Below are 17,460 nucleotides of genomic sequence, written 5' to 3'. Positions count from 1 at the left end.
GTTTTCCCGCTTCCGATCCCTCGTCCGGGGGAACGAAGGCTGGGCCGATCGGTCACTGGCACGCTAGGCAGCGGTCACCGGGAGGCCGGACAGCACACGGCCCCGGGCCGCCGTTCCCACTCGAACGGACGGCACCGGGGCCGATGCCGATCAGCTGATCGGATGAATCAGGCTCAGAGCTTGGTCCACGCCTCCGTCAGCGTCGCGCGCAGGATCTGCTCGATCTCGTCGAAGGTCTCCTGGTCGGAGATCAGCGGCGGGGCGAGCTGGACGACCGGGTCGCCGCGGTCGTCGGCACGGCAGTACAGGCCGTTGTCGTACAGCGCCTTGGAGAGGAAGCCGTACAGGACGCGCTCGGTCTCCTCGTCGTTGAAGGACTCCTTGGTGTTCTTGTCCTTCACCAGCTCGATGCCGTAGAAGAAGCCGTTGCCGCGGACGTCGCCGACGATCGGCAGGTCGTGCAGCTTCTGCAGGGTCTGCAGGAAGGCGCCCTCGTTGTCCAGCACGTGCTGGTTCAGGTTCTCGCGCTCGAACAGGTCGAGGTTGGCCAGACCCACCGCGGCGGACACGGGGTGGCCGCCGAAGGTGTAGCCGTGCAGGAAGGTGTTGTCGCCCTTGTAGAACGGCTCGGCGAGGCGGTCGGAGATGATGCAGGCGCCGATCGGGGAGTAGCCCGAGGTCATGCCCTTGGCGCAGGTGATCATGTCCGGGACGTAGCCGAACTTGTCGCAGGCGAACATCGTGCCGAGGCGGCCGAAGGCGCAGATGACCTCGTCCGACACGAGCAGCACGTCGTACTGGTCGCAGATCTCGCGCACGCGCTGGAAGTAGCCGGGCGGCGGCGGGAAGCAGCCGCCGGCGTTCTGCACCGGCTCCAGGAAGACCGCGGCGACGGTCTCCGGGCCCTCGAACAGGATCTGCTGCTCGATCTGGTCGGCGGCCCAGCGGCCGAAGGCCTCGGGGTCGTCGCCGAAGATCGGGGCGCGGTAGATGTTGGTGTTCGGCACCTTGTGCGCGCCCGGGACGAGCGGCTCGAAGGGGGCCTTCAGGCCGGGCAGGCCGGTGATCGACAGGGCGCCCTGCGGGGTGCCGTGGTAGGCGACCGCGCGGGAGATCACCTTGTGCTTGGTGGGCTTGCCGGTCAGCTTGAAGTACTGCTTGGCGAGCTTCCAGGCGGTCTCGACGGCCTCGCCGCCGCCGGTGGTGAAGAAGACCTTGTTCAGGTCGCCCGGGGCGTAGTCGGCGAGGCGCTCGGCCAGCTCGACGGCCTTCGGGTGGGCGTACGACCACACCGGGAAGAAGGCCAGCTCCTGGGCCTGCTTGAAAGCCGTTTCGGCGAGCTCCGTGCGGCCGTGACCGGCCTGGACCACGAACAGACCGGCCAGACCGTCGAGGTAGCGCTTGCCCTTGTCGTCGTAGATGTAGGTGCCCTCGCCCCGGACGATGGTCGGCACGGGGGAGTTCTCGTACGAGGACATGCGGGTGAAGTGCATCCACAAGTGGTCGTACGCGGTGCGGCTGAGGTCCTTCTGGGTCACGGTTATCGGGTTCCCCACATGTAGGTCTGCTTCTTCAGCTTCAGGTAGACGAAGCTCTCGGTGGAGCGCACCCCGGGCAGGGCCCGGATGCGTTTGTTGATGACGTCCAGCAGGTGGTCGTCGTCCTCGCAGACGATCTCGGCGAGGATGTCGAACGAGCCCGCGGTCATCACCACGTACTCGACTTCCGACATGTCGGTCAGCGCGTCCGCGATGGACTCGACGTCGCCCTCGACGTTGATGCCGACCATCGCCTGCCGGCGGAAGCCCACGGTGAGCGGGTCCGTGACGGCGACGATCTGCATCACGCCCTGGTCCAGCAGTTTCTGGACGCGCTGGCGCACGGCCGCCTCGGACAGGCCGACGGCCTTGCCGATCGCCGCGTACGGCCTGCGGCCGTCCTCCTGGAGCTGCTGGATGATGGCGAGGGAGACGGCGTCCAGCTGGGGGCTGTTGCCGTTCCTGGACTCGCGGGCGGAGTCCCTCTGGTCTGCGCTTCGACTGGCCACGACCTCACTGTGCACGAGGTCTCGTCAGTTTCGCAAGCCCCGATCGATGAAATCCGTTGCCTGAGACTCGATGTATTGCGGATTTCGCAGAAGTCAGCGGCGCGGGGGTGTTGAAAACGTCAGGCTGGCGGCTAGGGTGGGGTGTCTCAGCAAGTGGACGCAAAGAACCAGATCAGGAGGCCGGCAGTGAGCACCGAGCTGCGTCGTCTGCGCAACTACATCGACGGTGAGTTCCGGGACGCCGCCGACGGACGGACCACCGAGGTGGTCAACCCCGCGACGGGCGAGGCGTACGCGACCGCGCCGCTGTCCGGCAAGGCGGACGTCGACGCCGCGATGGAGGCCGCCGCCCGCGCCTTCCCGGCCTGGCGCGACACCACCCCGGCCGAGCGCCAGAAGGCCCTCCTCAAGATCGCCGACGCGTTCGAGGAGCGCGCCGAGGAACTGATCGCGGCCGAGGTGGAGAACACGGGCAAGCCGATCGGGCTGACCCGCTCCGAGGAGATCCCGCCGATGGTCGACCAGATCCGCTTCTTCGCGGGCGCGGCGCGGATGCTGGAGGGCCGCTCGGCCGGTGAGTACATGGAGGGGATGACCTCGATCATCCGCCGTGAGCCGGTCGGCGTCTGCGCGCAGGTCGCGCCCTGGAACTACCCGATGATGATGGCCGTGTGGAAGTTCGCCCCGGCGATCGCCGCGGGCAACACGGTCGTCCTCAAGCCCTCGGACACCACCCCCGCCTCCACCGTCCTGATCGCCGACATCATCGGCTCGATCCTGCCCAAGGGCGTCTTCAACGTCATCTGCGGCGACCGCGACACCGGCCGCCTGATGGTCGAGCACGACATCCCGGCCATGGCGTCGATCACCGGCTCGGTCCGCGCCGGCATGTCGGTCGCCGAGTCGGCGTCGAAGGACCTCAAGCGCGTCCACCTGGAGCTGGGCGGCAAGGCCCCGGTCGTCGTCTTCGAGGACACCGACATCGCCAAGGCCGTCGAGGACATCTCCGTGGCGGGCTTCTTCAACGCCGGCCAGGACTGTACGGCGGCCTGCCGCGTCCTCGTCCACGAGGCCATCCACGACGAGTTCGTGGCCGCGCTCGCGAAGGCCGCGGAGGAGACCAAGACCGGTCAGCCGGACGACGAGGACGTCCTGTTCGGCCCGCTCAACAACCCCAACCAGCTCAAGCAGGTCGAGGGCTTCATCGAGCGGCTGCCCGCCCACGCGCGCGTGGAGGCCGGCGGCAAGCGCGTCGGCGACAAGGGCTACTTCTTCGCGCCGACCGTCGTCTCCGGCGTCAAGCAGGACGACGAGATCATCCAGAAGGAGGTCTTCGGCCCGGTCATCACCGTGCAGTCCTTCTCCGACGAGGACCAGGCCGTCGAGTACGCCAACGGCGTCGAGTACGCCCTCGCCTCCTCCGTGTGGACCAAGGACCACGCCCGCGCGATGCGCATGTCCAAGAAGCTCGACTTCGGCTGCGTGTGGATCAACACCCACATCCCGCTGGTCGCCGAGATGCCGCACGGCGGCTTCAAGAAGTCCGGCTACGGCAAGGACCTGTCGGCGTACGGCTTCGAGGACTACACGCGCATCAAGCACGTGATGACCTCGCTGGACGCGTAAGCACCGCGCACGGCAGCCGGTGAGCGGCCCCCGGACGGGTTCACCTCCCCGCCCGGGGGCCGCGCCGTGTCAGTCGGCCGCGGCTTCTCCCGCGACGAACTCCAGCTCCCGCCCGGTCAGTTCGAGCCGTGCCGCCTGCTCCCGGGTGGACGCGCCGCCGAGCAGGCCCGAGTGCAGCGGCCCTCCGGACGTACGTCCTCAGTGGCTGGATTCCCTGATGATCCCCGGCGGTGGAACAGTGTCGTGGGGCGCTAGTGCCCGCCTGCGCGAGCGGACGGTCCCAGCGCCTCGGGCCGGGACAGAAACGCACGCCAACTGGCCGGTGTGAAGCGAAGGGTGGCGTGGTCCCTGTGCTTGGTGTCACGGACCATGATCCGCTCACCGGTGCAGGCTACCTCGACGCAGTCGTCCGTTCCGAGGTCACTGAAACTGCTCTTGCGCCACGCCCACGGCTCTGCCACTCACGCCTCCTCCGCCTCGTTTGCGGAGGGACTGCCGACCCGGTTCGCCCGGCAAGGTGAGGTGCCACCTGCCGTCGACCGGTTACGGGCCCTCGTCCCCCTCAGCCCGAGTCATCGCGCAACGGAAAACCAGCACTCGTCCTTCACCGTAACAATGCCTCACGGGAAAGGACATGACACATCGCGCCGTGACGGGAACGTCCGTACGGCATGGCCGGTTCCGTGGCCTGCCGAGGGCCCGTCGGTTCCGGACCCACTCCTTCCGGCACACGGCGCGCTAGGCTGACGGGAGGCATCTCACGAGGGGATGATCGATGACGCGTGCTGTTCCCTCTCCCTCTCCTCGGTCCCTGCTCTGGACACAGGCGGTCTACGTGATCGTGTCCGGCACCCTGGCGTACGGCGCCGGATACGGTGCCGCCGGCCTCTTCGACTCGACACCGCTGGGAATCCTGGCCGCGTCACTCGTCATGGTGGCCGCAGGTTGGTGGGGGCACTCTCTCCACCGGGCGGCTCACCGGATGCTGACGGCTCGGGCCCGGCGTCGGAGCGACCTGCTGGTTCCGCTGGAATGAGCTCGCGGACCGGTGCCCGGCGTCCGAGCCACCGCCGCAGCCGCGCCGTGACCAGTACGCCGGCGCTGCAGCCCAGTACGCCGAGCCAGCGGCCCGGATCCGGCACCAGGACCGTGAACAGTACGGTGAAGAAGCCGCCGAGCACGGCCGGCGGGACGGTGACGAGCACCAGCAGATGCACCGTGCGCGTGCGGGACGGCAGCACGTGGTGGATGATCTCGTTGCAGATGTGGATCCATGTGTCCACCCGCCTACGTCCGGCCATGCCCGCACCCCCGAACCCCTCGCCGACCGCGTCGGGAGAACCCGGCGCCCACGTGCGACCTTGCCATCGGCCACCTCGGTGATCCCTGGTCAGAAACCGCAGCCTGCGGTGCGGCTGCGGGCAGCGCCTTGCCTCGTGGTCCGACGCGTCGTGGCCGGTGACCCGTCACCGGGTCCGGGGGTGCGGCCCTTCCGCGTGCCGTTCCTGGTCCTGCTGTTGCCGTCCCGCCGTGCCGCCGTCAGGGGGCCTCGGCGGGCACGGGCGGTGTCAGGTCGGGGCTGACGTCCCCGACACCGGCCGCCACGTTGCGCAGAACCGTGCCGATGTCGTCGCGGAGCGCCTGGTCCTCCAGCCCCCAGAACGTCTCCAGGTACTGGCCGGTGACCTCCGGGTCGTTGCTCGCGTACGACTCTCCTCGCGGGTTCTCGAGATAGACCGAGTCCGGCATTCCCTCCTCGCGGAACTCGAAGTGCGTGAAAGGTCCCATCAGGCCCCGGTGCGCGCCCACCGCGAAGGGGAGCACCTGGATGGTGATCCGCGGATGCGTGCTCAGCTCCGCCAGCCGCTCCAACTGGTTCCGCATGACCTTCGGGCCGCCGATCTGCCGGCGGATGACCGACTCGTCAAGGATCAGGAACAGCTCCGGCCCCTCGTCGCCCTCGAGGATCTCCTGTCGCGCCAGCCTGGCCTCGACGAGCCGGTCCAGGCGTTCCGGCGAGGTCGCCTGCCCGGTCCCGGCGGCCATGGCCCGCATGTACTCCTCGGTCTGGAAGAGTCCGGGCACCACGAAGAAGTGGAACCCGCGGATGATCGCGGCGGACGACTCCAGGGCCAGGAAGGACAGGAATTCCTTGCTCAGCACGTCCCGGTACTCGGTGTAGGGCATCTTGCGGCTGCCACGCGCCAACTGCAGCAGCTCGTCGACCTTGCGGCGGTCCGTCACCCCGTACTCGCTCAGCAGCGCCTTCAGGTCGTTGACCGAGATCGCGACCTCTCCGGCCTCGATCCTGATCAGCTTGGACGGGCTCCAGTACATCTTCGTGGCGACCTCACGCTGCGTCAGTCCCACGTGATTCCGAGCCTTCCGCAACTCCGTTCTCAGACGGAGGCGCTGCACGGCAGCGCTCGGAGTGCTCACGATCGCCACCTCCCTACCATGAAGGTCCGATGTGCAATGTAGCAGATTGTCATATCGCCAGGGAATACCTCACTAGTTGCGCGCACAGGGACGTGCCACCGCAGGTCGGTTTAGTGTGCGCTGGACGGGCGCCGCAGAACGACGAGTCGCAGAGTGCGAGATGGCAGAAGTGCAACTCACCTTCGGCCTGACTGCATGATGGACGTCACCGTACCGGATCTGACGGACCGACATGTCTGCGTTCGGGTGGTGCGCAAGCGAGCGCGCCAGGGCATTTCACGGCCGATTGGGGCATGGCTGAGCGGGGGCTCCGCCTCCTACGATGGAAGTCACCGTCGGGGGAGGGTGGACGTGACGAGCAGTTCGCCGCAGGGGGCCGGGCGCCGGCTGGAGAACGGGATCGCCTGGGCGGTCCGCAACGCCGACGGGATCGTGGCGATCGTCGTCGCCGTGGTCGTCGGACTCATGGACGTCCTCAACCAGAACATGGACGACAACATCGTCTCCGGCGCCACGCTGCTCGTGCTCGCCGCGCTGGTGTACGGCTCGCTCACCGAGCGCCGCCGGCGGATGGCCGACATCCGCACCGCCACCACGGCGACCAGCCGGGCCGTCGAGGATCTGGCGATGGTGCGCACCCTGTCCGCAGCCGAGGTCGCCCTCGCGCACGAACGGGCCCGGCGCACCACCACCCGCTGGGTGTTCAAGGGCGGCACCGGCACCTACCTGCGCGCCGTCACCCTCCCCGAGTGCGTGCTGGAGGCGCAGCGGCAGCGGCGCTCGCTCAGCATGAAGATCGACATCATCAATCCCGCCGACGACGCCGTGTGCGCCGCCTACGCCCGCTTCCGCAGCACCTTCGGCCCCGGCGGCGACCGCGCCGCGTGGACCGTGGAGCGTACCCGCAAGGAGGCGTACGCCACCGTCGTCGCCGCGAGCTGGCACCGGCAGCGGCTGGACACCCTGGAGATCGACGTCCATCTGTCCTCCGTCGCACCGGCCCTGCGGTTCGACCTCTCGGACACCTGCCTGATCATCACCCAGGACGACCCCAGCCGGGTCGGCCTGTACGTGGAGCGGGACCGGCCGCTCTACGACTACTACGTCACCGAGCTGCACCAGAGCCGGGAACAGGCGGTCAAGCTCGATCTGCGCGAGGCCGTCCCGCTCGCCGACGAACCCACCGTGGACGAGGTCGGACGCCTGCTCGACCGGCTCGGACTGCCGCTTCCGCCGAGCTTCACCGACCGTGACGTCGGCGACATCATCGACAAGGCGCTGCGCGCGGAGAACCCGTACCGCAGGTGAGCGCCGTGTTCCGGCCAAGGGGGGAAGGAACATGGACTACCCGGCCCTCGAACGGGCCGCCCGGCGGCACGCCACCGCCGAGCTGATCCGGCACGCCGTGGCGGAACTCGACCGGATCGTCTCGGGCCGCCGCACCCTGCACGCCGTACGCCACCCGCTCGGGTTCGTCTGCCTGCCCGTGCTGCGCGACGGCCCCGACGGCGTCTGCGTCCACGTCTTCGGCACACCCGAGTCCGAACCCGACGCCTCCGCGCCCCAAGTGCACTGCCACAGCTGGGACTTGACCAGCACCGTGCTGTACGGCCGGCTCGACAACCGGCGCGTGCACGTCGACGACCACGCCGCCGACCCCACGCATCGCGTCTTCGAGGTGCTCAGCGATCCGACCGGCGTGGACGAACTGCGACCCACCGGGCGGCTCGTGCGCTGCCAGCCCGGCGTGCGGGAGACCAGCATGCGCGGCCAGAGCTACGCCCTCCCGGCGGGTGAGTTCCACACCAGCGTGGTGCCGGACGGCCGCCCCGCCGCCACGCTGGTCCTGGGGCGGACCCTGCCCGGCCGGGTGGACCTCTCGCTGGGCCCGCCGTCCGCACCCGGGCACCGCATGGTGCGCCGGACGTGCGACGCGACCCAGACCGCCCGCATCGCCCGGGCCGCCCTGAGGAGGATCCATGAGCCCGAACCCTGACGCCTGGTCCTCCGAGCACGCCGCGGCCGTGGCCGCCGCAGAGGAGGCCGGGGCGCTGCTGCGGTCCCGCTTCCCCGACGGCTTCGCCGCCCGCCCCAAGGGACAACGGGGTGACGTGGTCACGGACCTGGACCTGGCAGCCGAGCAACTGGTGATCGGACGCATCCGCGAACGCTTCCCGCACGACCGGATCCTCGCCGAGGAGTCCGGCGAACTCGCCGGCGACGGCGCAGGCGCCGGCCGGACCTGGCTCATCGACCCCCTCGACGGCAGCAACAACGTGGTCATCGGGCTCGCCGTGTACGTCGTCGGCATCGCCCTGTGCGTCGACGACGCACCGGTGGTGGGCGTCGTCCACGATCCGATGACCGGCCGTACGTGGTCCGCGCGGCGCGGCGGCGGGGCGCACGGTCCCGCCGGACGGCTCACCGCCCCCCTGGCGTCCCGCCCGCTTCCCGCCGCCGGGCCCCTGCTCGCCTGGACGCAGGGCCACGCCGTCTCCCGCGACGACCCCGTGGCCTGCTCCCTCAGGCACAGCCTCGAACTGCGTTCCCGGCGCCTGCTCCAGCTCTGGGCGCCGCTGGTGGCCTGGGCGATGCTGGCCCGAGGGGACATCGACGGCTTCGTCGGCTACCGCGCCGAGGCGATCGACCTGCCCGCCGGCGCGCTTCTCGCCCGCGAGGCAGGCATCGCTCTACGGCGCCTGGACGGCACGGAGTTCGGCGGCGGCTTCGGCGGCCCCGACACGGGGCGTTCCTTCGTCGCCGGGCGCCCCGAACTCCTCCCGCACCTGCTCGACCTCGTCAGCCCTTTCTCTCCCGGCACCGGGGACACGCGCACGGCGGGAACCGCCCCGACAGATCCAGCGGCGCGGCGTTCTTCGGCGGCCGGTACGTCACCCTGGGCCCCCACGTCCGGCCACCGTCCCGGGACACCCTCAGCGTGAGATACACCCGCACGGGGCCGTCTTCCTCGTCCTGCATCGCAGCGCCTTTCACTATCCGTGGTGAATCATGCACAGAGTGATGCGGGGGCGGGTAGCTTCGGAAGATGACCGAGAGTGACGATGGAGTCTGCACAAGGGGGAGTTGAGGCGTGGCCATCGAGGACAACCCGATCTCGCGGGTGCGGTACGGGGAGGAACTCAAGCGGCGGAGGGAGGCGGCCGGGCTCACGCAGGAGGAACTGAGCCAACGTGTCGTGATGTCCCGCACCCACATCGCCCACATCGAGGCGGGGCGGCGGAGGCCGGATGTGGAGGACGCGCGGCGGCTCGATCGGGAGCTGGGCGGGGATGGGTTCTTCGAGCGGTTCCTGCCGACGCTGGACGGCAGGAAGGTGGCGGAGCACTTCGCGGAGGCGCTGGAGTTCGAGGGCAAGGCGACGGTCATCAAGGAGTACGCCCCAAGCCTCGTGCCAGGTCTCCTGCAGACGAAGCGGTACGCGTACGAAGTGCTCGGCACCGGCTATCCGCGCCAAAGTGACGAGGACCGCGACAAGTTGGTGACCACGCGCCTCGATCGAGCGGGCATCCTCAGCAACTTCCACTCGCCCGAGGTCTGCTTCCTTCTGGATGAAGCGGTGCTGCGGCGTGTGGTCGGAGGGCCGGCTGTGATGTGCGAGCAGCTCCGGCACATCGCGGAGTTGGGCGAGAGCCGTCGTATCCGCGTCCATGTGCTCCCTTATTCAGCGGGTGCCCATGCCCTCCAGGCAGGTTTCCTCTCCCTCATGTGGTTCGAGGACATGCCGCCCATCGCATACGCGGAAGGCGTGAACAGCGGCCGTCTCCTCGAAATTCCGTCCGTGGTGCGAGGGTGTCAGGAGCTCTACGATCAAGCTCTGGGTGACGCCTTGTCGCACCGTAAGACCATGGGCCTGCTGAGGTCTGTCGCGGAGGATTACGAACATGAAGCGCAGCGAGCCGATCATCCCTGACGCGTCGGCGCTTTCGGGCTGGCGCAAGTCCAGTTACAGCGGCGGCAGCAGCGACAACTGCCTCGAAGTCGACGACACCCCCGCCCCCACCCACGTCCCCGTCCGTGACAGCAAGAACCCCGCCGGGCCCGCCGTCGTCTTCTCGGCGTCCGCCTGGTCGGCGTTCGTCAGCGGGCTGAAACGCAGCTGAACAGCTAGCGCGTCAAGGCGAGCGCAGCCACCGCCGCCCCCACCGCGCACAGGGCCAGCACCGCGCCGGTCCCCATCAGGCGGCGGACCGGCACCCGGACGCCGTACGCGTGGCAGCGTTCGTACCACAGCAGCGTGGCCAGGGACGCCCACGGCGTGATCACCGGTCCGGCGTTGGTGCCGATCAGCAGGGCGAGGAGCTGGTCGTGGTTGCCGACCGGGACCGCCGCCTCGCCGGCCAGATACACCGGCAGGTTGTTGAGCGCGTTGGACAGGCCGCCGCCGACCGCCGCCGCGCGGAACAGGCCGAGCGTGCCGCCGTCGGTGCCGACCGCGGAGGCGAGCAGGTGGTGCAGCCCGTGCGCGTCGAACGTCTCGACCACGAGGAACATGCCCGGCACCATCACCAGCAGCCGCCAGGGGACGAGGGACAGCCTGAGTGCGGACCGCTGCCGCAGGCCGAACGCCGCCACGGCGATCAGCGCCGCCGTGCCGGACGCCATCCACAGGGGGACGTCGGCCACCAGGATGGCGATGAGGAAGCCGCCGCAGGCGAGCGCGCAGGCGCGGAACAGGACGGCGTCGGCGGGACGGTGGACGGCCGGGGGGACGTAGCGGTCGGCGGCGTCCACCCGCACGTCCGTCGCCCGGGCCGCGCCCGGGCCCGACACCGCCACGGCGTGCATCAGGCCGGACCCGTCCACAACAGAGGCCCCACGCCGGTCGCGCCGCCAGAAGAACAGCCACAAACAAGCCATCGTCACGGCGAGCGCGGCGAGTTGCGGGGCCCACATCCGGCCCGCGAGGCCCAGCGGGGACAGCGCGACCCGGTTGGCGGCCAGCAGGTTCGTCAGGTTGGACACCGGCAGCAGCAGGCTCGCCGTGTTGGCCAGCCATACCGTCGTCATCGCCAGCGGCACCGGCGCGATGCCCACCCGGGAGGCCAGCGCCAGCATCACCGGCGTCAGCAGGACGGCCGTGGTGTCCAGGTTCAGGGCGATGGTCGTGACCGCGGCGAAGGCCACGCACAGCAGGAACAGCACCGGATAGCTGCCCCGCCCCGCCCGCGCCACCCGCGCCGCCACCACGTCGAACACCTCGGCGCGGCTGGTCAGTTCGGCCAGCACGATCACCGTGCCGAGGAACGCCAGCAGCGGAGCGATGCGGGTCATCGCGTCGGACGCGGAGCCCTTCGGCAGCAGTCCCGTCGCCACGCACAGGAGTCCGGTGGTCAGCAGACCGATCGCCACCCGGTCGAGGACATGCAGACGCAGCAGTAAGGCACGCACGGAGGGAAGGGTCGCACGTTTGTGCGTCGCTGTGACCAGGGCGCCGTCGAACGCCTGGAAACGACCGGTATCGGCCTGTCTTCTCACGGCATCATGAATACATGGTGGCTCGTCAGATCGCCCCGGGGGACACCGGGCCATTGGATTTCTTCATCAGTTACTCGCCCGCGGACGAGCGCTGGGCGTCCTGGATCGCCTGGACGCTGGAGGAGGCCGGGTACCGGACGGTGCTGCAGGCCTGGGACTTCGTGCCGGGCACGAACTTCGTGGACTTCATGGACCGGGGCGTGAGCGAGTCCGCCGCCGTCATCGCCGTACTGTCCAGGAACTACGAGCGGTCCCGGTACGGGCGGATGGAGTGGCAGGCCGCCCTGCGCGCCGATCCGGACGCGCCGGAGCGGCGGCTGATCACCGTGCGGGTCGAGGACATCCCGGTGGAGGGCCTGCTCGCCACCATCACCTACGTGGACCTGGTGCCGGTCACCGATCCGGTGGCGGCCCGGGACCTGCTGCTCGCCCGGGTCCGGCAGGCCCTCGACGGGCGGGCCCGGCCCAGTCTGCCGCCCGGCTACCCCGGCGGCGCGAACGGGCAGCCGCCGGCCCCGGCCCCGCCCCCGCCGGGCCCCGGACGGCCGCTCGGCGGCACCGGGTGGGCCGGGCGGCGCAGACCCGCGGCGGCGCCGGCGTATCCGCGGGTGTCCGGAACGGACGGGGAACGGGACGCGGTCACCGTGCTCCAGCTCGCCGGACCCGCCTTCGGCCGGGGCCAGGACCCCGCCGAGTTGCAGGCCGCGATCTGGGGCGACCTGGTCGAGCTGGCCGACGCCGGGGCGCCCGCGCCCGACCTGCTCGTCGTCACCGGAGACCTCACCGCCTCCGGCAGCCGGCGCGAGTTCGAGCAGGCCCTCGCCTTCCTCACCGGGCTGCGGGCCCTGCTCGGGCTCGAACCGCACCGGGTCGTCCTGGTCCCCGGCGGCCAGGACGTCAACCAGGCCGCCTGCCGGGCCTACTTCAGCACCTGCGAGGCCGACGAGATGCCGCCCCGGCCGCCGTACTGGCCCAAGTGGCGGCACTTCGCCGGGCTGTTCCGGGAGCTGTACCAGGGGCTCGACCTCGTCTTCGACAGCGACCAGCCGTGGAGCCTGTTCCCCGTGCCGGAGCTGCACACCGTCGTCGCGGGCCTGAACTCGTCCATGGCGTACAGCCACCGGCCCGACGACCAGTACGGGCTGATCGGACGCGAGCAGGCGGCCTGGTTCGCGCAGGCGCTGCGGCCCCACGAGACCGAGGGGTGGCTGAGGATCGGGGTCGTACGGCACTCGCCCGGCGCCGCCCGCACGGCCGCCCCCGGCGTACGGCGCCCCGGGACGGCCGCGGTCGACGGCGCCGGGCCGCTGCGCGACACCGAGGTGCTGGCCCGGCTCACCGCGCCCCGGCTGCACCTGCTGCTGCACGGCCCGTCCGGCCCCGGCACCCCGGCCGCCCTGGCCACCGGCTCCGGCGAGGTGCCGCTGATCGGCGCCGGGCGGCCCGGCGGGCACCAGCTGGTGCGGATCGGGCGGGACGGGCTGGCCGTCTGGCAGGGGCCGGGGGAGCCGCAGCGGCGGCCGGTCCGGTGGCGGCGGGCCGACCGGGCCTTCGGGCCCGGGACGGCGCCCGCCGACGACCGCGCCGGCACGCCCGCGCCCGAGCCCGAGCCGCGCGCCGTGCAGACCCCCGCCGAGATCCTGCTCGCCCGGGTCGCCGAGGTCTGCCGCACCCGGCACGAGGGCGCCCAGATCCGCCGGGTGGACGGCCCGGTGCCGCAACTCCTCGTCACCTGGAGCCAGTCGGGCTTCGTACGGCAGCAGCGGGTGGCCGTCCACATCGGCACCCCGGCCGCGCAGGACGTCGACCGGTTCGCGGCGCTCGTGCACGCCGCCGACGCCCAGGCGGAGGCCGAACTCGTCCACGACGGCCCGCCGCCCGCCCGCGAGCTGCGCGACGCGGCCCGCCGCCTGGGCGTGCGGGTGCGCAGCTTCACCGAGTTCCAGGGGCTGCTCGACCTGCGCGGCTACGTCGCCGCGCAGACCGAGCGGCTGCGCACCGACCCCCGCTATCCCCCGGGCATGTACCTGCCGCAGCGCTACCGGGAGGTGGAGCGCCTCGACGCCGAGGACCGCGACGGGCTCGTGGACGAGATGCTGCGCCTGCTCGACTCCGACCAGGGGCGCTTCCTGCTGCTGCTCGGCGACTTCGGGCACGGCAAGACCTTCGCGCTGCGCGAGCTGGCCCGCCGTATCCCGGCCGAACTGCCGCACCTCGTGCCGCTGCTGATCGAACTGCACGCCCTGGACCGAGCCTACTCCTTCGAGGGCCTGGTCGCCGCGCACCTCGCCGCGCACGGCGTCGACAACATCGACCTGCGGGCCTTCCGGTACATGCTGCAGCAGGGCCGGATCGTGCTGCTCTTCGACGGCTTCGACGAACTCGTCAACCAGGTGACGTACGACCGCGCCGCCGAACGCCTCCAGGTGCTGCTGGACTCCGCCGTGGACAGCGCCAAGATCGTGGTCTCCAGCCGCACCCAGCACTTCCGCTCCCAGGGCCAGGTGCTCACCGCGCTCGGCGAACGCGTCGGCCTGCTCCCGCACCGCCGGGTGCTGGCCGTACGGGAGTTCACCCCGCAGCAGATCCGCGCCTACCTGGTCAACCGCTACGACGGCGACGAACGCGCCGCCGACCACCGGCTGCGGCTGCTCGACGCCATCCCCGACCTGCTCGCCCTGTGCCGCAACCCCCGGCTGCTCGGCTTCGTCGCCGACCTCGACGACGACCGGCTGCGCGCGGTCGCCGGCGCCGGGCGCGCCCTCAGCCCCGCCGGGCTGTACGAGGAGGTGCTCGGCGCCTGGCTCGGCTTCGAGGCGCAGCGGGGCGGCGGCAGCCCCGGCCGGGCGCCCGGACTCTCCGTGGACCAGCTGTGGGACGCGGTCACCGCGCTCGCCCTGCGGCTGTGGGAGAGCGGACAGGACTCGCTGCGCCTGGACGAGCTGACCGACGTCGCCGAGACCCTGACCGGGCTCGCGGACGCCCGGCTGTCGGTGCCGCAGACCGCGCACGCCATCGGCTCCGGCAGCCTGCTGGTGCGCAGCGACGACGGGGTGTTCCGGTTCATCCACGGCTCGGTGGTGGAGTGGCTGGTCGCCCGGGAGTGCGCCCGCCGGATCACCCGCGGCGACAGCGCCCTGCTGGAGCGCCGCCAGCTCAGCCAGCTCGCCGTCGAGTTCCTGTGCGACCTCGCCGACCACCGGATCTGCCAGGCCTGGGCCGAACGGGAGCTGTCCGGCCCGTCCGGCGACGCCGCGCCGGACGCCGCCCACGCCAACGCCGTGAAGATCCTCAGCCGGCTGCGCGTGCCCGCCCACACCGACCTGCGCGGCGCGGCCCTCGCCGGGGAGGACCTGTCCCACCGCGACTTCTCCGGCGTCGACCTGACCCGCGCCGACCTCACCGACGCCCGGCTGATCGGCGCCAACCTCTCCGGCGCCGTCCTGCGCGGCGCCCGGCTGACCGGCGCCCGGCTCGACGGCGCCGATCTCACCGGCGCCGACCTGCGCGGCGCCGACCTGCGGCGCGCCCGGCTGATCGGCACCGACCTGACCGGCGCCCGGGTGGACGGCAGCCGGTGGCGGCGGGCGGCGCTGATCTCGGCGACCACCGGTCCGCTGGCCGGCCGTCCCGAGCTGGCCACCGCCGCCATCGCGCCCGGCATGGCCGTCGACGCCGGCTTCCGGCCCTCCGCGGTCGGTGTGCCGTACGGCTACGACATGCGGACCAGCCGGCTGCCCGAGCCCATCTCCTACAGCCCCGACGGCGAACTCCTCGCCGTGGGCAGCGAGGACGGCGGCGTCCTGGTCTGCGAGGCCGCCACCGGCACCCCGCTGCGCACCCTCCAGGGCCACACCGGCCGGGTCTACGCCGTGAAGTTCCGCGGCCGCGTCCTGGCCACCGGCAGCTCCGACGGCACGGTACGCCTGTGGGACCCGGTCTCCGGCCGCTGCCTGCACCGGCTGGAGATCCACGGCAGCGGCGTCTGGCCGCTCGTCCTCGACGCCGAAGGCTCCCTGATGGCCACCGGCGACGCCGACGGCGTGGTCACCGTCTGGGACACCGCCTCGGGCACCGCCCTGCACCGGCTGCCCGGCCACGCGGCGCCCGTCTACACCGTGGCGTTCGCACCGGGCAACGCCGCCCTGGTCACCGGCGACTCCTCCGCCGCCGTACGCCTGTGGGACCTGGGCACCGGGCGGACGGCCGGTGAACTCCCCGGCCACCAGGGCGCGGTGTTCCGGGCGCGGTTCGGCCCGGACGGCGCCCTGCTGGCCACCGCCGACCGGGGCGACGGCCGGCAGGGCGGCGCCGTGCGGCTGTGGGACCCGGCGACCGGACGCCTGCTGCACGAGTTCACCGGGCACTCCGGCCGCGTCTACACCCTGGACTTCCACCCCGGCGGCACCCTCCTGGTCAGCGGCGACACCGAGGGGGAGGTACGGCTGTGGGACCTGGCCGGCGGGCGCGGCGCCGGACTGCTCGGCGGCTGCCGCGGGGCCGTGTACCAGGTGCTGTTCGACCCCGACGGGACCCTGCTCGCCGCCGGGGACAGCGCCGGTGTGGTCCGGCTGTGGCGGATCGACCCCGCGGCCGACCCGGTCGCGGCGCCGCTGAACCGGCAGCCCGCCGAGCACCGCGGCTCGGTCTGGGTGTGCAAGTTCCGTCCGCACGGCGACACGCCCGCCCAGGGGGCCGGCGCCCTGCTGGTGACCGGCGGCAACGACGGTGTCGTACGGCTGTGGGAGCCCGCCACCGGGCAGGGCCGGCGCATCCTGCGCGGGCACGGGCGGCGCATCGGCACCCTCTCCTTCAGCGCCGACGGCTCGATGCTCGCGGCCGGCGGCAACGACGGCGTCGTCCGGGTGTGGCACGCCGCCTCCGGCCGCCGGCTGCGCGAACTGACCGGCCACAGCGACCGCCTGGTCTCGGCCGCGTTCGGCCCCGCCGGGCCCCTGCTGGCCACCGCGAGCAGCGACGGCGACATCTACCTGTGGAACGCGGCCACCGGCGAGTACCAGCGCGCACTCGACGTCGAGACCGACCATGTGTGGGCGGAGGCGTTCAGCGCCGACGGCGAACTCCTCGCCACCGCCAACGACGACGACACGGTACGGCTGTGGTACCGGACCACCGGCGCCCATGTGGCCACCATCACCGAGCACTTCGGGCGGGTCCGCGCGATCGCCTTCCGGGCCGACGGCGCGGTCCTGGCCACCGGCTGCGACGACCGCAAGGTGCGGATCTGGGACGTGGCGGAGAGCCGGATCACGGATGTCCTCGACGGCCACACCGACCGGGTGTACGCCGTGGGCTTCGCCCCCGACGGCTCCTGGCTGGCCAGCGCCTCCTGGGACGGCACGGCGGTGGTCTGGAAGGACGGCGAGACCGTCCACCGGCTCACCGGGCACACCGGCAAGCTCTGGACGGCCGCGGTGCATCCGTCGCGGCCCCTGCTGGCGACGGCGGGCGACGACCGCACCGTCCGGCTGTGGAACGCCGTCACCGGCGAGCAGACGGCCGTGCTGACCGGCCACACCGGCCGGATCCTGGCGGTGGCCTTCAGCCCCGACGGCTCCCTGCTCGCCGGCGGCGGCGAGGACGGCACGGTGCGGGTGTGGAACGTGCCCGCGGACGCCCCGGCCACCCTGAGGGTCACCCTGGTCGGCATGCCCGGCGGCTGGGCCGCGCTGTCCCCGTCGGGCGGCTACAAGTACGAGGGCGACGTCACCGGCGAGTTCTGGCACGCGGTGGGCATGTGCCGCTTCGAGCCGGGCGAGCTGGACGGCCGTCTGCCGGGGGTGTGGCAGGTGCCGCCGGACGAGCCGCTGGGGTAGGGCGGGGGGGGTGGT

The 17,460-nt window shown here is 71.9% G+C and carries 13 protein-coding genes; 7 read left to right on the top strand and 6 right to left on the bottom strand.

Going from position 1 to position 17,460, the window contains the following annotated elements:
• Positions 1–173: 173 nt before the first annotated feature.
• Both OG956_RS09655 and OG956_RS09650 read right to left on the bottom strand, forming a co-directional pair.
• Positions 174–1,556: an aspartate aminotransferase family protein gene (locus OG956_RS09655; RefSeq protein ID WP_330337544.1), complete on the bottom strand. Its 1,383-nt coding sequence runs from the start codon at positions 1,554–1,556 to the stop codon at positions 174–176.
• The gene (locus OG956_RS09650) at positions 1,541–2,062 is read right to left on the bottom strand and encodes an Lrp/AsnC family transcriptional regulator (RefSeq protein WP_330337543.1); all 522 of its coding nucleotides are present in this window, start codon (positions 2,060–2,062) and stop codon (positions 1,541–1,543) included. The genes OG956_RS09655 and OG956_RS09650 overlap by 16 nt, the downstream gene beginning before the upstream one ends.
• Before the next feature lie 171 nt (positions 2,063–2,233).
• Here OG956_RS09650 and OG956_RS09645 point away from each other — a divergent pair, with 171 nt between their 5' ends.
• Entirely contained in the window at positions 2,234–3,673 is a 1,440-nt protein-coding gene (locus tag OG956_RS09645; RefSeq protein ID WP_330337542.1) for a gamma-aminobutyraldehyde dehydrogenase, read from the top strand.
• Positions 3,674–3,924: 251 nt separating this feature from the next.
• Here the strand turns inward: OG956_RS09645 and OG956_RS09640 are convergent, their stop codons facing one another.
• From OG956_RS09640 to OG956_RS09630, 3 genes are all read right to left on the bottom strand, one after another.
• A complete protein-coding gene (locus OG956_RS09640; RefSeq protein ID WP_330337541.1) occupies positions 3,925–4,134 on the bottom strand; it encodes a DUF397 domain-containing protein in 210 nt (69 codons plus the stop codon).
• Positions 4,135–4,602: 468 nt separating this feature from the next.
• Positions 4,603–4,974 (bottom strand): hypothetical protein, encoded by a 372-nt coding sequence (locus OG956_RS09635; RefSeq protein WP_330337540.1) that lies wholly within the window; start codon positions 4,972–4,974, stop codon positions 4,603–4,605.
• A 238-nt stretch (positions 4,975–5,212) separates the two neighbouring features.
• The gene (locus tag OG956_RS09630; protein ID WP_330342789.1) at positions 5,213–6,091 is read right to left on the bottom strand and encodes a helix-turn-helix domain-containing protein; all 879 of its coding nucleotides are present in this window, start codon (positions 6,089–6,091) and stop codon (positions 5,213–5,215) included.
• A 372-nt stretch (positions 6,092–6,463) separates the two neighbouring features.
• On the opposite strand from OG956_RS09630, the gene OG956_RS09625 reads away from it, so the two are divergent.
• The 5 genes from OG956_RS09625 to OG956_RS09605 all read left to right on the top strand — a co-directional run bounded on the left by OG956_RS09625 (position 6,464) and on the right by OG956_RS09605 (position 10,233).
• The gene (locus tag OG956_RS09625; RefSeq protein ID WP_330337539.1) at positions 6,464–7,420 is read left to right on the top strand and encodes a hypothetical protein; all 957 of its coding nucleotides are present in this window, start codon (positions 6,464–6,466) and stop codon (positions 7,418–7,420) included.
• Positions 7,421–7,451: 31 nt separating this feature from the next.
• Positions 7,452–8,108, top strand: a complete 657-nt coding sequence (locus OG956_RS09620; RefSeq protein WP_330337538.1) for a hypothetical protein — start codon at positions 7,452–7,454, stop codon at positions 8,106–8,108.
• Positions 8,092–9,054, top strand: coding sequence for an inositol monophosphatase family protein (locus OG956_RS09615; protein WP_330337537.1), 963 nt, complete (start codon positions 8,092–8,094; stop codon positions 9,052–9,054). The genes OG956_RS09620 and OG956_RS09615 overlap by 17 nt, the downstream gene beginning before the upstream one ends.
• Positions 9,055–9,203: 149 nt before the next feature.
• Entirely contained in the window at positions 9,204–10,043 is an 840-nt protein-coding gene (locus OG956_RS09610) for a helix-turn-helix domain-containing protein (RefSeq protein WP_330337536.1), read from the top strand.
• Positions 10,015–10,233, top strand: a complete 219-nt coding sequence (locus OG956_RS09605) for a DUF397 domain-containing protein (protein WP_330337535.1) — start codon at positions 10,015–10,017, stop codon at positions 10,231–10,233. The genes OG956_RS09610 and OG956_RS09605 overlap by 29 nt, the downstream gene beginning before the upstream one ends.
• A 4-nt stretch (positions 10,234–10,237) precedes the next feature.
• Here the strand turns inward: OG956_RS09605 and OG956_RS09600 are convergent, their stop codons facing one another.
• Complete coding sequence (locus OG956_RS09600; RefSeq protein ID WP_330337534.1) at positions 10,238–11,521, bottom strand: SLC13 family permease; 1,284 nt, start codon at positions 11,519–11,521, stop codon at positions 10,238–10,240.
• A 101-nt stretch (positions 11,522–11,622) separates the two neighbouring features.
• Between OG956_RS09600 and OG956_RS09595 the strand changes: the two genes are divergently transcribed.
• A complete protein-coding gene (locus tag OG956_RS09595; protein WP_330337533.1) occupies positions 11,623–17,445 on the top strand; it encodes a TIR domain-containing protein in 5,823 nt (1,940 codons plus the stop codon).
• Positions 17,446–17,460 lie beyond the last annotated feature (15 nt).

The sequence above is a fragment of the Streptomyces sp. NBC_00557 genome (genome assembly GCF_036345995.1).
In the GTDB taxonomy this organism is placed as follows: Bacteria; Actinomycetota; Actinomycetes; order Streptomycetales; family Streptomycetaceae; genus Streptomyces.
Note: the sequence above shows the minus strand (reverse complement) of the source record. Positions and strands in the feature narration are given on the sequence as shown.